General features: G+C 55.4%; 13 protein-coding genes. 7 read left to right on the plus strand and 6 right to left on the minus strand.

The genetic code is table 11. From position 1 onward, the window contains the following. Position 1: 1 nt before the first annotated feature. Complete coding sequence (locus tag GKR98_03865) at positions 2-2182, plus strand: S8 family serine peptidase (GenBank protein ID QMU57414.1); 2181 nt, start codon at positions 2-4, stop codon at positions 2180-2182. 18 nt (positions 2183-2200) lie between these two features. On the opposite strand, the gene GKR98_03870 is transcribed toward GKR98_03865, so the two are convergent. From GKR98_03870 to GKR98_03895, 6 genes are read right to left on the minus strand one after another with little or no spacing between them, the layout of a single operon-like run. After that, positions 2201-2860, minus strand: a complete 660-nt coding sequence (locus GKR98_03870) for a hypothetical protein (GenBank protein ID QMU57415.1) — start codon at positions 2858-2860, stop codon at positions 2201-2203. Between the two features lie 9 nt (positions 2861-2869). Next, positions 2870-3829: a carbohydrate kinase gene (locus tag GKR98_03875; protein QMU57416.1), complete on the minus strand. Its 960-nt coding sequence runs from the start codon at positions 3827-3829 to the stop codon at positions 2870-2872. 14 nt (positions 3830-3843) lie between these two features. Further along, a complete protein-coding gene (locus GKR98_03880; protein ID QMU57417.1) occupies positions 3844-4680 on the minus strand; it encodes an amidohydrolase family protein in 837 nt (278 codons plus the stop codon). After that, complete coding sequence (locus GKR98_03885) at positions 4677-5105, minus strand: ribose ABC transporter (GenBank protein QMU57418.1); 429 nt, start codon at positions 5103-5105, stop codon at positions 4677-4679. Before GKR98_03885 ends, GKR98_03880 begins: the two co-directional genes overlap by 4 nt. 10 nt (positions 5106-5115) lie before the next feature. Then, on the minus strand, positions 5116-6147 hold the full coding sequence (locus tag GKR98_03890) for an aldo/keto reductase (protein ID QMU57419.1): 1032 nt from the start codon (positions 6145-6147) through the stop codon (positions 5116-5118). A gap of 34 nt (positions 6148-6181) precedes the next feature. Beyond that, complete coding sequence (locus GKR98_03895) at positions 6182-6889, minus strand: FCD domain-containing protein (GenBank protein ID QMU57420.1); 708 nt, start codon at positions 6887-6889, stop codon at positions 6182-6184. A 21-nt stretch (positions 6890-6910) separates the two neighbouring features. Between GKR98_03895 and GKR98_03900 the strand changes: the two genes are divergently transcribed. The 6 genes from GKR98_03900 to GKR98_03925 all read left to right on the plus strand — a co-directional run bounded on the left by GKR98_03900 (position 6911) and on the right by GKR98_03925 (position 14375). Continuing rightward, the gene (locus tag GKR98_03900; protein QMU57421.1) at positions 6911-8521 is read left to right on the plus strand and encodes an altronate dehydratase; all 1611 of its coding nucleotides are present in this window, start codon (positions 6911-6913) and stop codon (positions 8519-8521) included. 95 nt (positions 8522-8616) lie between these two features. After that, a complete protein-coding gene (locus GKR98_03905) occupies positions 8617-10056 on the plus strand; it encodes an extracellular solute-binding protein (GenBank protein ID QMU59956.1) in 1440 nt (479 codons plus the stop codon). Between the two features lie 27 nt (positions 10057-10083). Continuing rightward, positions 10084-11223: an ABC transporter permease subunit gene (locus tag GKR98_03910; GenBank protein QMU57422.1), complete on the plus strand. Its 1140-nt coding sequence runs from the start codon at positions 10084-10086 to the stop codon at positions 11221-11223. Continuing rightward, positions 11220-12272 carry an ABC transporter permease subunit gene (locus GKR98_03915; GenBank protein QMU57423.1) on the plus strand — a complete coding sequence of 351 codons (1053 nt, stop codon included), beginning with the start codon at positions 11220-11222 and terminating at the stop codon, positions 12270-12272. Before GKR98_03910 ends, GKR98_03915 begins: the two co-directional genes overlap by 4 nt. 53 nt (positions 12273-12325) lie before the next feature. Next, entirely contained in the window at positions 12326-13357 is a 1032-nt protein-coding gene (locus GKR98_03920; GenBank protein ID QMU59957.1) for an ATP-binding cassette domain-containing protein, read from the plus strand. An 82-nt stretch (positions 13358-13439) separates the two neighbouring features. Further along, entirely contained in the window at positions 13440-14375 is a 936-nt protein-coding gene (locus tag GKR98_03925) for a phytanoyl-CoA dioxygenase (protein QMU57424.1), read from the plus strand. Positions 14376-14403: the final 28 nt, after the last annotated feature.

Raw genomic sequence — 14403 nt, forward strand, 5'->3', positions numbered from 1 at the left:
GATGCCGACATATGAATGGGTCGCACGGAATGCCAATTATGAGGGCACGATTGTTGATCCTTACACCGAGTTCCTGAGGCTATCACGGAACTTAAATCCTGATGGGCAAGCCTGGCAGCCGCAAGCGAATGGCAAGCATTTGTGCCTGCGATTGCGCACCTTTGATGAGGGGCCGGGTAATCTGCCGTTTTCGGCGAAGGCATTGAAATGGGATCATGGTGATCGTCGCTATGGCGTGGAATTGGTGGACTACGATGCTGATGCTGCCGACCCGGACGACTTATTTGACGTTGCGGGCGGGGGCGGGGGTAACGCAAACGAAGTGGCACCGGCTTATGCCCATCTGGCACCGCTTTTGGCCGATGCATTGCCGATGGTACCGCGCCCGAACAATGTTGCGAATTATGACGCGCCGGATGGTGTGGACGGGAGCAAGGCAGTCATCATCGCGGTGATTGATGATTATGCAAACATCGCGCATGAGCGGTTTCGCGATGCCCATGGCAATCCCCGAGTGGACTTTGTCTGGGTTCAGGATGGTGCGGCGAAACAACAGGGCCAGTCGAACGTAATGTTCGGCAAAGAGATTGCTCGCCAAGATATTGCCGCCGCGCTGGCTGGAGGGAACGAAAAAGAGGCGCTGCGCGCTCTAGGCTATGGGGATTTTGAGAAGTCGCCGCCGGTGCCACTGTCAAAACGGTTCAGCCACGGGACTGCGGTTTTGGACAAGATCGGAGGAGCGGATCCGGCCGATGCTGATGGTGTGAATCGGCGTTTGATTTCCGTTCAATTGCCGCAACTGACGACGGTGGAATCTTCGGGGGCCTACTACAGCCTGTTTGCGGTTGCAGGGCTTCGTTACATTTTTGACCGTGCAACGGCCATGGCAAAGGAACTTCGAACTGCGCCCGGCGAGAAGATCCCGCTGATTATCAACTTCAGCTACGGCATCGCGGGGGGGCCACATAATGGCCAGCATTTGATTGAGAGGATGATTGATCAGATTGTGGCGGCTGGTGATTTGGCGACGGCGGATGTGGGGCCGGTTTTGGTGCCCATTCCTGCGGGCAATCGGTTTTTGCTGGATGGTCATGCACATGCTGTTTCCGACGGAACTGGCCCGACAGAACTATCGCTGAATTGGGTCGCGCAGCCGCAGGATGAATCACCAAATTATCTGGAATTCTGGGTGCCGAAGACGGCAGCAGCCGCTGGATTTGACCTACGGGTGACTTCCCCGGATGCAACGGCAGTGAGCGAGATTCATCAAGTTTTGGCTCTGGACGAGCAGGTTGATGATTTGGACTACACCTCGGTTGCCTTTGTTCTTCGGGCCGCAGGAGGTGGTGCAAGTGACATCACCGGGCGTATCAGTGTGGACCGGATCAACACGCATACGCTTGATCCTTCGACTGCAACTGGAAGCGGCGACAAAATAAGGATTCTGGTGGCCTTGGGGCCATCATACCCGGCAAAGTCCCAGGGTGCGCGTTTGCCGTCCGGTATCTGGAAAGTCGAAGCCAAAATTGCGCTGGCAGAGGGCGAGGCGATTGAGGCCTGGGTGCAGCGGGATGACCGACCGCCGGGGTATATCCGGCAGGGTCGTCAATCGTATCTGGAGCGGCGCGACGAACCGGATGTGAGAGACCGTGGCGATTTGGCCGAGCATATCGGGCGGATGCCCGAAGGCGCGGGGTTGAACCGCTATGGAACCGTGAGCGGTATGGCAACGGGTAATGCCGTCATTCGGGTCGGTGCGAGCCGCTATACCGAAGACCACCTGCCGACCAAGGACTATCATATGCCATCGCTTTATTCGGGGGCTGGTTCCGGGACGACGGTGGATGTGGATTTGGTGGCACCGGGGGACCGGTCGCGCGTGTTCGGTGGGCTGATGTGCGCCACGAGTTTGAGCGGAGCCGGCATGGCGATCAACGGCACCAGCGTTGCTGCCCCGATCGTTGGGCGAATGTTGGCGGATTATCTGCAAGCGGCTGGACGGGGTGCAAGCGCGGCGCAGGTGCGCAGCGACTTTCTGGCAAGCCGGACCATTCAGGGCGTTAATTTGCCGGATACGCCTGCAGGTCGCGCGTTACATGATCCCGATCTGCGCAACTATCGTGGCAGATTGCGGGTTCCGGATGCGGCGTATTTGAAACTGAGGTATGATCTGCGGCGTTAATGCCCAGGGATGGGCGGTCTAGGAGCCAGCGGCCAGTTCGAAGGCTTTGAATGCTATTTCGCTGTTGTCCTCTCTGAGAAGGTCGTGGGCGATGTCAGGTGCGATGGTGAAGACGTCCATTCCTAGCTGGGCAAGTTCGACCATCTGGCTGGTGCCGCGTAGAGATGCGACGAGGATTTCGCATTTGTCGCCGTGGTCTGGCTGAATGGCTTTCATGGCACTTAGGTGGGATTTGGCATCAATACCAGCTTCGATCATGCGGCCGTAGTACGGCGCGATGAAGTCGGCGTCTAAGGCTTGGGCAATGAACATCTGTTTAGCGTCATAACAGGCTGTCATCAGAATGGGACCGCCCAGGGCTTTGATGTCTGGTGTTGCGCGGATGGCTGGTTCGACGAGCGGGATCTTAACAACGGTTTGAATGCCAGTTTCCTTGCCGATGTCATAAAGCGTCGCCGCCCAATCGGCATAGCCATCAGGGTCGCCGTGGACTTGCGCGTGCAGTTCTTTTGCGCCGAGGTCAGCGGCTTTGCGCGCCATGGTTCTCCAATCGATGGTGCGGTAGGAGAGGCCGGCGCGCGCAGCTAGCAGCGGGTTAGTGGTGATGCCGTGGAATATGCCTGTTGGCATCAGGCTCTGCCAATCTGCCACGCTGGCGGTATCGAGGTAGAGTTTCACTTTGCGATCCTAGACCAGCGCCGCATCGAGTTCAGTGAGTGTTGGCGGGTTACAGCCCTCTTGTGCGCAATTAAGCGCAGCGGCTTGGGCCGCGCGGGTCAGGAGGGTTTTGAGCATTGCGTCATCGAGACCCTTGAGTTTGTCTTTAGTCAGAGTGTCAGAAGCGGTCAGTGTGGCAAGAAGCGTGCCCATGAATGTGTCGCCCGCGCCGATGGTGTCCTTCAGATCGGGAACCTTGGGGGCAGCGATACTGACGTGATGGTCGCCGTTATAGGCTTGTGCGCCGTCGGGGCCTTTTGTCAGGACGATAAGGGCAGCGGGCGAGGTGTTGCACAGGCTTTCCCATGCGGATTGCAGGGGTGTGTCGGGGTAGAAGTATTCAAGGTCTTCATCGCTGAGTTTGACCAGATCGGCGGTGTGGAAGAGGCGCATCAGACGGGCGCGATAGTTTTCGTGATCATGGATGAGCGAGGTTCGCACATTCGGGTCGAGTGACACCATTTGGCCATTTGCGCTGGCTGTATTGGCGGCGGCTTCCCAGGCGCGGGCGTCATCCCCTTCGATCAAGGCGAGCGAGCCGATGTGGAAGACGGCGGTGCCCGGCGGTTGCGCGGCGGCGATGCTGGCTTCGGTCACGCAGCGTTCAGCTGTGCCGGTACGGCGAAACTCGTAATCCGGTATACCATTGTTCAAAGTGACGATGGCCAGCGACGTCGGTTCGTCGCGGCGAGGGGCGGCGATATGAACGCCTGAATTTATCAACCGTTCGGCCAAAAGGTCGCCCATGTCATCGGTGGAGATTGGTGTCAGGTAATGCGCGACACCGTCTTGACGGGCGACGGCCATGGCGACGTTGAACGGTGAGCCGCCGGGGTTGTTGGCGAAAGTTGTTTGGCCGTCTTGCGCGCCTGTTTGAACGCGGTCAATAAGGTTTTCCCCGCCGATGGCGATGATCTTCTGGTCTGACATGTATTCGTGGGCCTTTAGTCGTTGGGCAGCTTGTACGCAGCGCGTGCGTTTCCACCCATTATGGCGGCAATTTCGTCAGGCGAAAGCCCTTCCAGCAGGGAAGTGGTGGATTTGGCCCATTGATCATAAGTTGCAGCCAAAGTGCAAACGGGCCAGTCGCTGCCCCAGATCAGGCGGTCGGGGCCGAAGCAAGTTAGCAGGTGGTCGACATATGGCTTCAGATCTTCGGTGGTCCAGTTTTCGGCTGCTTCGGTCACCATGCCGGAAACCTTGCAGTAGGCAGAGGTAGACCCTGCCAGATCGGTCATATCCTGGGCCCAGCCTTCAGTGATCTGATCGCGAATGAAGGGTTTGGAGGCGTGGTCGATGACGACTCGCATATCGGGGTGACGGCTGAGAAGTGTTTTGAGGTTTGGAAGATGCGGGGGCAGGGTGAGGGCGTCGAAGGTCAGGTCGTTATTGATGAGCGCCTGGAAGACCGGGGCGAGATCGTCGCGCAGCATCCAGTCGACATCTTCGATGTCCTGGATCATGGGACGCAAGCCGACGAGGGCATCGTCAGCGGCCAGATCGGCGATAGTTTCGGGAGCAGCTGGGTCTTCGAAATCGACCCAGCCTACAACGCCTTTGATGAAAGGCGTTTCATCGGCCAAGGACAACATAAAACAGGTTTCGGCAACCGTGGGGGCAGCCTGGACCAACACGGTGCCATTGATGCCGTGGTTCGCCAGTAAAGGCGCAAGGTCATTGGGTAGAAAGTCGCGATAGATTGTCTTCAGTTCGGGGGTGAGCCAGCCATAGTCGCCGCGTTCGAGCGCCCAGAAATGCTGGTGCGCGTCGATCCGGGTCACTCGATCACGCCTTTCTTCAAGATGATGTTCCCGTAAAGGCGACGCTCGCCTGTCTGGACGACAGCAAAGGCGGTTGCGGCGCGATCATAAAAATGGAAGCGTTCAAGGCTGACGATCTGCGCCGGGTTATCGGCAGTTTCATCTATGACCTTTTGAAAGTCTTTGACGGCGTCCGGCACTGCATCGGGATCACCGACAACCTGCATTGTGGTCGCCGGGTCATCAACGAAGCTGTCGAGCGGCATTATACTGAGAACTGCCCTTAGAATGGCGCTGGCGTCCGAGCCATCGGCGCGAATGCAGATTGGCGGCGCGCTTTCTGCGGGATAGTTGGCGTCAGCAATCACGATTTCGTCGCCATGACCCATGGCCGCGAGTGCGTGAAGCAGATCCGGTGACAGGATGGGGTCAATATTGCGTAGCATGGCGAACCTCCTATGGCGTGGGCGCGTCAGAGCGAATTAGACCTTCGCCCTTCAGATCGGACCATAGCGCGGATGGGATAGGCGTTTCCATTATGGCGACGTTGGCCGCCACTTCGGTTGCGTTCACCGCACCGGGAATGACGGTTGTTATCGCGGGATGCCCTAGGGCGAATTGCAACGCGGCTGTAATGAGTTCGGTGTCATGAGCCTGACAGACGGTTTGGATCTTGCGGGTGCGTTCAAGAATGTCTTCCGGCGCATCGGCATAGTTGTATTTAGCGCCAGGAATTGGGCCAGTCGCAAGGATGCCTGAATTGTAAGGCCCGCCGAGGATGATGCCCACGTCGCGTTCAATGCACAGAGGCAGGAAAGAGTTCAGAGCTTCTTGTTTTAAGAGGGTGTAGCGACCGGCGAGCAGGAATCCGTCGAAATCGCCCAGACCAAGGAGTTTTTCACAGACCTGCCATTCGTTGACACCTGCGCCAATGGCCGAGACTTCGCCGGCATCGCGCAGTTCGCTTAATGCGCGGTAGCCGCCCTGATCGAACAGTTCGCGCACTTTTGCATCGCTGGCTTCCTGGCTGCCCTGACTGAAGACATCGACATCGTGCACCAACAAAATGTCGATGCGGTCATAGTTGAGGCGGGATTTACTTGCCTCGAAAGAGCGCATGACGCCGTCGTAGGTATAGTCGAAAACTATCCGCTTTTGCGGCACGCCTATGAATGCCTCGGGCGTGACGTCTTCGGGGTCGCAATCCACGAGAAGGCGGCCGACTTTGGTAGAGAGCTTTACGGCTTCGTCGCCGAAGCGGTTCAGGGCCTGACCAAACCGTCCCTCGGACAGCCCCAGGCCATATTGCGGGGCGGTGTCGAAATAGCGGATGCCAGCGTCGTAGGCAGCTTGCAATGCAGACTGGGCATCTTCTTCGGAAATTACGCGGTAAAGGTTGCCCAGTGGTGCGCCGCCAAATCCCATGCGTGTAACAGGGACCGGCACTTTGGTGCGCTTGTTCAGAAGGACTTTGTCGCTTGGTTTCATTGTTGGTCGACCTGTTTTGAAAGCGGGTAAGTGTTTACGGTGCGAAGATTTCGGGGCGCTCTTTTTCCAGTGGCTCAAGCCGTTTGATAAGCTGGCGAAGGTGGTTTTGCATGGCGGTCCGGGCTGTGTCGGGGTTTTTGGCCTCGATTGCATCGAAGATGGCGTGGTGTTCCTTGACAGAGTCAGACGTGCGTCCCGGTGCTGGAAGCAACAGAAGGCGGGCGCGGTCCATATGGTTGGAGACAAACCGAATTGTTGTGTGCAGACGCAGGACGTTGCAGCAATCCAAAATCAGGCGGTGAAATTCCTGATCGGTTTTAAAAAATTCTTCGAAGTCGTTGTTTTCAACCTGCGAGACTTGCATGCGCAAATTACGGGCGAGGCGTGCCAAAAGTTCTTCCGAGCGGTTTTCGGCGGCATATTCAACGGCAGAGACTTCGAGAGCTTCGCGCAAGAAAGCATCTTCGCGAATTTCGGTCATCGACATCTTCGAGACGCGAGTGGCGGATTGGGGAATGACCTCGACCAAACCTTCGGATTCAAGTTTGGCGATAGCATCAGAGACGGGCGTTCGTGACACCCCAAGCTGGTCGCATATCGCACCCTTGCGCAGGACCGCACCAGGTTCAAAGTCCATCGATAGGATCGCAGACTTCAAAACCTCGTAGACACGATCGGACAAAAGACCGCTGAAGGCGCGCATGTCCTTGAGTTTGCTGGCGTCGGCGTTTGGTGCGTTCATATTGGCTTCCGTTTAACTGACATGTTAGTTGACATAAAATTTCAGTCAAGTTACTTGTTTGAGGACGATTACCTGAACTCCAGCCATGCGAGGGGCGCGTTGGACGCAGTTAATAACACTTCGGGCACCATTCGGCTTCATGCAAACGACAACGTTGTCATAGCGTTACGCGATCTGGTGGCTGGTGAGACATTTGCAGATGTAGAGGCACCATTGGTGTCGAAGATCGGACGGGGCCACAAAGTGGCGGCTGAGGCGATCACTGCGGGCAGTAGTGTTTATCGATATGGCCAGATCATTGGGCAAGCAAAATCCGATATAGCGCCGGGCGAACACGTTCACGGGCACAATCTGGGGATGGGAGATCATCAACAGGATTATGCCCATGCCAGTGCTGCTGTTGCTTTGCCGAAGATTTCTGAAAAACGGGAGTTTCAGGGATATCACCGTGCTGATGGCCGGGTGGGCACGCGAAACTATGTTGGCATTCTGACAACCGTGAACTGCTCGGGGTCTGTGGCCCGCTTCATAGCTGAGGCTGCTGAAAAATCGGGGTTGCTGGACGAATTTCCCAATGTCGACGGTGTGGTGCCGATTGTGCATGGAACCGGGTGCGGCATGTCGCTGCGCCATGAAGGCTTTGCAACGTTGTTTCGGACGTTGTCGGGTTATGTGCAGCATCCGAATTTTGCCGGTGTCTTGCTTATTGGTCTTGGCTGCGAAGTTATGCAACTTTCAGAGCTGGTTGGCGGACGTGCTATCCGCCCTGACGGTGAACTTCGGTATATGACGATCCAGAACGAAGGCGGCACACGTCGCACCATTGAACGTGGGTTGGCCGAGCTGCGTGGCGTTTTGGAGATTGCCAATTTGTCGGTGCGGGCACCCGCGCAAGCATCTGAAATAACAGTTGGCATGCAATGTGGCGGTTCGGATGGGTATTCCGGGATCACTGCCAACCCTGCGCTGGGCTATGCCTCGGATTTGCTGGTGCGCCATGGGGGCACGACCATTTTATCGGAAACATCCGAGATTTATGGGGCGGAGCATTTGCTGACGCGGCGGGCCGAAACGGTGGAGGTCGGTGAAAAGCTGATCGAGCGAATTCGGTGGTGGGAGGATTACACCGCTAAAAACGACGGCGAGATGGATAACAACCCAAGCCCCGGCAACAAGCGCGGTGGGTTAACGACGATTTTGGAGAAATCCCTGGGCGCGACCGCCAAGGGCGGCACTGCACCCTTGCGGGATGTCTACAAGTTTGGCGCGCGCGTCGACAAGAAGGGCTTCGTCTTTATGGACAGCCCCGGCTTTGATCCCTGTTCGGTGACCGGGCAGGTGGCATCAGGGTCCAACATTATTGTCTTCACGACGGGCCGAGGCTCGGTTTCCGGGTTCAAGCCGTCACCCTGCATCAAGCTGGCGACCAATTCGGAAATGTATGCCCGCATGAAGGATGACATGGATCTGAACTGCGGAGACATCGTGACTGACGGCGTTTCAATTGAAGCGAAGGGTGAAGAATTGTTCGAGCTGATCCTGCGCATCGCCAGTGGCGAGCAGACGCGCAGCGAAGAGCTTGGATTTGGTGGTGCTGAGTTTGTTCCCTGGCAAATGGGAGCTGTGATGTAGAAGCGCGAGGTTAATCGCGTCTGTAAAAACATAACGAATTCAACAAGGAGGAGAAGAAAGTGTTAAGAAAGATATTAGGAGGGACCGCGCTAGCGATGGCAACGGCTTTGACGCCGATGACCGCTGCCGCGGATGACCATTATGATGGTGTCACCATCAATATCCTGACACGTCCAGGCCCCGTTATCGCTGGCCGCATGGTCGAACGCGGCGAAGAATTCAAAGCCATGACTGGCGCTGAAGTTCGCGTGGCCGAAGTGCCGTTTGCCGAGATCTTCCAGAAACTTCTGACAGACTGGGCGACCGGCACTAATTCGATTGATGTTGGCGTCTTTGCCTCGGGTTGGGGTGTTGAGCTTGTTGCCGGTGGTCTGGTTGAAAACCTTGATCCCTATATCGCTGCCGACGACAAGATCGATCTTCAGGACATCGCGCCTTACTTCCGTGACTTTAATCAGAAGGTTGAAGGCTCGACATACTTCATCACAATCGATGGCGACTTCCAGATGATGTATTATCGGACGGACGTCTTCGAAGAGAATGGATTGGAGCCGCCACGCACTTGGGAAGAATACCTTGAAGTTGGTGCAGCTATCCATGGCAAGGACATGAATGGCGATGGCGAGCCGGACTACGGATCATGCACGTTCATGAAGCGGAACGCGCAGAGTTACTTTGCTATCCAATCCGTTGCGGCAAGCATGGTTCAGTCGAAAGGCACCGGCGAGGGGCTTTACTTTGACCCTGCCACGATGAAGCCCAAGATTAACAACGATGCCTGGAAGAAAGCGTTTGAAGTCTTCAATGCTTCGGTCGCATTCAACCCACCCGATGTTCTGAACCACGACATTGGCGATACGCGGTCTTTGGCGCTTGCCGGACGTTGCGGCATGGTCATCGACTGGGGCGATATCGGCCCGCTTTCCATCGAAGAAGGCAGCCAGATCAAGGACAAAGTTGGCGCGATCATCATGCCGGGTTCAATGGAAATGCTTGATACTGCTTCAGGCGAACTTGTTGCCTGTGATGCCAATTCTTGCCCACATGCGGTTGATGGTGTGAACTTCGCTCCGTTTGCGGCCTTTGGTGGTTGGACCGGTGCCGTTTCGGCGACGCTGGATGATCAGAAGAAGCAGGCGGCATACGACTTTCTGAGCTACATGAACCAGGCAGAACAGTCGAATGTGGACGTGACTATGGGCTGGACCGGCTACAACCCGTATCGGAACTCGCAGCTTGAGGATACGGCCGCATGGGTCGAGGCAGGCTTCAGTGAAGCATCCGCCGAGAACTATCTGAGTGCGATCAAGGAAAGCCTGAACCATCCGAACATGGCGTCAGATTTCCGCATTCCGGGTGCGCAGCAGTACACCGGTGTGGTACTTGACCGCGAGTTGGCCCGTTATCTTGCCGGTGAAATCACCGTTGAGCAGGCTCTGGCCAACATCGAAGAAGGTTGGGAAGAAATTACTGATGACTTTGGTCGCGAAGACCAGGCAGCAATCTATTCGCTGTCTCTGGGCATCACGAACTAAGTCTCTCCCAAGAGGCAGGCGGATCGCATGGTCCGCCTGCCTCACGTCTTTCTCAGTCAACGCACCACGGAGACCACGATGAACGAATGGCTCGACAGACATATGGGTCGGCTGTTTCTGGCACCTGCGGTGACGTTGATTCTGATTTTCTCAATTTTCCCACTTGTTGCGTCGTTAATCATGGCGTTTGCGCGCATTCGATTTTCGGCAGGTGGTTTCAAGGTGCGCTTTGTCGGATGGCGCAATTTCGACAAGCAATTTTTCGGTTCTGAACAGTTTCATCTGATTGGAACGTTCTCACAGGTTTCCATCTTGGGCTGGATATTCGGACTGTCGGCGAGTGCGGCCTTGTTTTGGTGGATCACCAAATATGTACGCAGTCACTTCACCTGGTTTGGATTTGTCGGACGCGTGATCACGCTTGCGATGGGCTTGGCTTTGACGTGGATGTTCGCGGGCACCTTGCTGAGCGGCAATCTGTTTGGGACGGTTGGCACCACGCTGTTTTACGTTTTGGTTGGATGTGGTGTTCAGTTTCTGATTGGCACTGCGCTGGCCTATGCTTGTTCGCAGAGCATTCGAGGCAAGACCGCGTTTCGGGTTATTTTCTTTGTTCCGATGATGATCACGCCCATTGGAGTTGGCTACACTTTTCGCATGATGGCCGACACGACCAAAGGCCCGTTTTCCGAGGTCTGGCAATGGATTGGCTTGGGTAACTTTGCCTGGGCAGCCGATCCTTGGGCAGCGCGAATTTTCATCGTGATTGCCGATAGTTGGCAGTGGATACCTTTTGTCTTCATCATGATGTTGGCGGCATTTGAAAGCGTTTCGCGAGACTTAACAGAAGCCGCCGAGCTGGATGGGGCCGGTCCCTGGCAGAGCTTCAAGGAAATTACCTGGCCGCACGTCTTGCCCATTGCAGCAACGGTCATGCTGATCCGCGCTATTGAGGCATTCAAAATCGTTGATTTGCCGAACATCATGACGTCGGGCGGCCCCGGAATTGCGACCGAGTCTGTATCGCTTCAAGCCTATTATGCATGGCGAAGTCTGGATTTGGGTTCAGCTTCGGCCATCGCCTATATCCTGTTGTTCCTCACTGTCGTGATCTGTGTGTCTTTCTTTAACCTTGTGGTGCTTGCGCGGATTAGGAAACAGAGATGAGTCAACCATTGACCCGCAAACGCAGCATCTTTGAGGCCCCGGCCATTGGGCAGAAATCGACGGCGACCAAGATCGTGCTGTATTCAATGCTGCTAATCTGGTCGGCCTTCGTGCTGTTCCCGATCTATTGGCTGGTGATCACGTCTTTCAAGGATGCCGCGGACGTTAATCAGGGGCCTTTCTTCATCCCATGGGTAGATTTTCAGCCGAGTTTGCATGCGTGGAAAGAGCTTTTTGTCATCGACTATGAAGATACGCTCAGGGCCTATTTCAATTCGATCGTCATTTCGCTGTCGGCCACCGGGCTGTCGGTATTGATCGGATCGATGGCGGCCTATGCTTTAAGTCGCGTCGTTTATGCCCCGAACCTGATTACGATCCTGTTCTTCGTGTTTTTGCTGGCGATGACCGGTGTAGCAATTGGTGTCTACGAGATGGACTGGCGGTTGGCGATGGCGGTTGCCATTGCGCTGTTCTTTTTCCTGGCGCGGGCGGTGGGGAACCTGTATCAATTCCGACTGCACAACGGTGATATTCTGTTCTGGATCATCTCGCAGCGCATTCTGGCGCCGATTGTTGTGGTTGTTCCGATTTACATGATGTTCCAGTCCGTGCGCCTGTTGGACACCCACATAGCGATCATCATCACTTACGCCGTGGTCAACATGCCGATTGTGGTTTGGCTGATGTATGATTTCTTCAACTCGATCCCACGCGATCTGGAAGAAAGTGCGCAGTTGGACGGGGCCACGATGATTGGCACTTTCCGCGAGATTGTGTTGCCACTGTCGCGCACCGGATTGGCAGCGACGACGTTGTTGGTGATGATCCTTAGTTGGAACGAATACTTGTTGGCGCTGTTCCTTTCGACAACCAAGGCGCAGACCATGCCGCTTTTGGTGGCAGCAATGAATGCGGGTGAACGTGGCATCTTGTGGTGGTCCATGTCGGTCGCAATTATCGTCATGATCATTCCGGTCGTCATTCTGGCCATTGTCTTACAAAAATATATCTCGAAAGGGCTCCTTGTCGGGGCTGTAAAAGGGTAGCGACTATGACCGCTGAAATCACAGGCGACGCCAAGGCGATCACCATTCGTGACATGAACAAATTCTATGGATCCTTTCATGCGTTGAAGGACTTTTCGTTAGAGGTGGAAGCGGGCGAGTTTCTGGTTTTGCTGGGCCCGTCGGGCTGTGGGAAATCTACGGCGCTGCGCATGATTGCCGGGCTGGAAAGCATATCGTCAGGCGATCTGCTGATTGGTGACAACGATGTCACCGATGTGCTTCCTAAGTATCGTGACATTGCGATGGTGTTTCAGTCTTACGCGCTTTACCCGCACAAAACCGTGGCCGAAAATATCGGGTTTCCGCTGAAAGTTGCCAAGACGCCAGTTGACGAGATGGCGGCTGCGGTTCGTGCGGCGGCGGATCAGGTGGAGCTGGGCGAGTTGCTGGAGCGCTATCCCGGCCAATTATCTGGTGGTCAAAGGCAGAGGGTAGCCTTGGCGCGGGCTATTATCCGGCGGCCATCGGTCTTTTTGATGGATGAACCGCTGAGCAATCTGGACGCCAAACTGCGTGGGAATATGCGCGCAGAACTTAAGCATATGCAGGGTGAACTGGGGATTACGACGATCTATGTCACCCACGACCAGATTGAGGCTATGACCCTGGCGCATCGCGTTGCGATCATGAAAGACGGGATTTTACAACAGCTTGGAACCCCGAAAGAGGTGTATTCGGATCCGGCGAACTTGTTCGTTGCAGGTTTCATGGGATCACCGCCAATGAACTTTGTTAATGGTGCCATTTCGAATGGAACGTTTGAAGCAAAGGGCGTTAGCGCGAATGTTGACAGTGCGCCGGATTCCAAATCAGTGACACTGGGGTTTCGTCCAGAGGACTGCGATATCGTAGAGGCCGGCCAAGGATTGCTTGATGCGGATGTCTACACGGTCGAGATGACGGGCGATCAGGTGCTGGTCACCTTACGGCTGGAAGGCACGCCATTAGTCGTGAAGATGCCGAAGGAATTTGAAATATCGGACGGGCAAGAAGCTGGCATCACGTTAGACCCTAGCCATCTTTACTTCTTTGATGGCGATAGCGGGGCGCGGTTGCGGTTCTGACGAATTGATCATGCAGTTCGACAGGATTCTGGACAAACCGGTGAATTAGGGGTCAACTTTCTGCAAGGGAGAGGACACGAATATGCAACCAAACGCCGACGATATCAGCCATCCGGTCAGTGCAGAACTGACCACGCAGCTTAAGGACATCAAAAAAGAGCTGCCGCTTAGGGTTCTGTCAGAAGATGATTGGACCCATTGGATCACCAAAGGGTTCGTGATTGTGCGCAATGCCGTTCCGGCTGCGCAGGCAAAGGCTCTGGCAGATGTGTTGTGGGAGTTTGACGAAAAGGATCCGAGCGATCCGTCAACCTGGTATGCGCCCCAACGGCGCGCTCATGTACGTGCAGAGTTGAACAATGCGGGCATGGTCGAGATTTATCACCATCAGGCGCTTTGGGATAACCGGCAGACCCAGCGTGTTTACGATGCCTTTGTGGATATCTGGGATCGGACTGACCTTTGGGTGACCATCGACCGCGCCAATTTGAACGTTCCCAAGAAGGGGGCGACATCCAAGGACGGGTTTATTCATTGGGATGTGAATACTGCGCTTGATCCGCCACCGATCGGGGTTCAGGGCGTCTTAAGTCTGGATATTCAGGACGATGAAACCGGTGGGTTTCAGTGTGCGCCTTACTTGTTCGAGCATTTCGACCAGTGGGTGAAGACACAGCCTGATGACCGCAATCCGCTTTTGCCGGACATGGACGGGATCGAACGCGAGAATATTTCGCTGAACCCGGGCGATCTGATGATCTTCAATTCGCTTCTGGCCCATGGCGTGCGACCGAATATTTCTAAGAATAAAGTGCGCTTGGCGCAATATATTTCGATGCATCCGGCTGAACCAAGTAACCATGCTGAAAAGGACGAGCGCGTGCGGCTTTGGCACGATATAGAGCCGCCGGACCGTCCTGATTTTCCGGGTGATCCACGGGATTGGGAAAAGCAAAATGTAAAGCCGGCGGAGCTGACAGAGCTTGGTGAGCGGTTGTTGGGGTCTAAGGCCTGGTAGGCCGGAGCCTGTTTGGAAGCGGCGGTTT

Source organism: Boseongicola sp. (assembly GCA_014075275.1).
Classification (GTDB): Bacteria; Pseudomonadota; Alphaproteobacteria; order Rhodobacterales; family Rhodobacteraceae.

What these genes read in the sequence shown, in the direction of transcription:
- GKR98_03865 (QMU57414.1), top strand. Translation starts at nt 2, where the DNA reads ATGCCGACATATGAATGGGTCGCACGGAATGCCAATTATGAGGGCACG.
- GKR98_03875 (QMU57416.1), bottom strand. Translation starts at nt 3,829, where the DNA reads ATGTCAGACCAGAAGATCATCGCCATCGGCGGGGAAAACCTTATTGAC.
- GKR98_03885 (QMU57418.1), bottom strand. Translation starts at nt 5,105, where the DNA reads ATGCTACGCAATATTGACCCCATCCTGTCACCGGATCTGCTTCACGCA.
- GKR98_03890 (QMU57419.1), bottom strand. Translation starts at nt 6,147, where the DNA reads ATGAAACCAAGCGACAAAGTCCTTCTGAACAAGCGCACCAAAGTGCCG.
- GKR98_03895 (QMU57420.1), bottom strand. Translation starts at nt 6,889, where the DNA reads ATGAACGCACCAAACGCCGACGCCAGCAAACTCAAGGACATGCGCGCC.
- GKR98_03900 (QMU57421.1), top strand. Translation starts at nt 6,911, where the DNA reads ATGTTAGTTGACATAAAATTTCAGTCAAGTTACTTGTTTGAGGACGAT.
- GKR98_03905 (QMU59956.1), top strand. Translation starts at nt 8,617, where the DNA reads ATGGCAACGGCTTTGACGCCGATGACCGCTGCCGCGGATGACCATTAT.
- GKR98_03910 (QMU57422.1), top strand. Translation starts at nt 10,084, where the DNA reads ATGGTCCGCCTGCCTCACGTCTTTCTCAGTCAACGCACCACGGAGACC.
- GKR98_03915 (QMU57423.1), top strand. Translation starts at nt 11,220, where the DNA reads ATGAGTCAACCATTGACCCGCAAACGCAGCATCTTTGAGGCCCCGGCC.
- GKR98_03920 (QMU59957.1), top strand. Translation starts at nt 12,326, where the DNA reads ATGAACAAATTCTATGGATCCTTTCATGCGTTGAAGGACTTTTCGTTA.
- GKR98_03925 (QMU57424.1), top strand. Translation starts at nt 13,440, where the DNA reads ATGCAACCAAACGCCGACGATATCAGCCATCCGGTCAGTGCAGAACTG.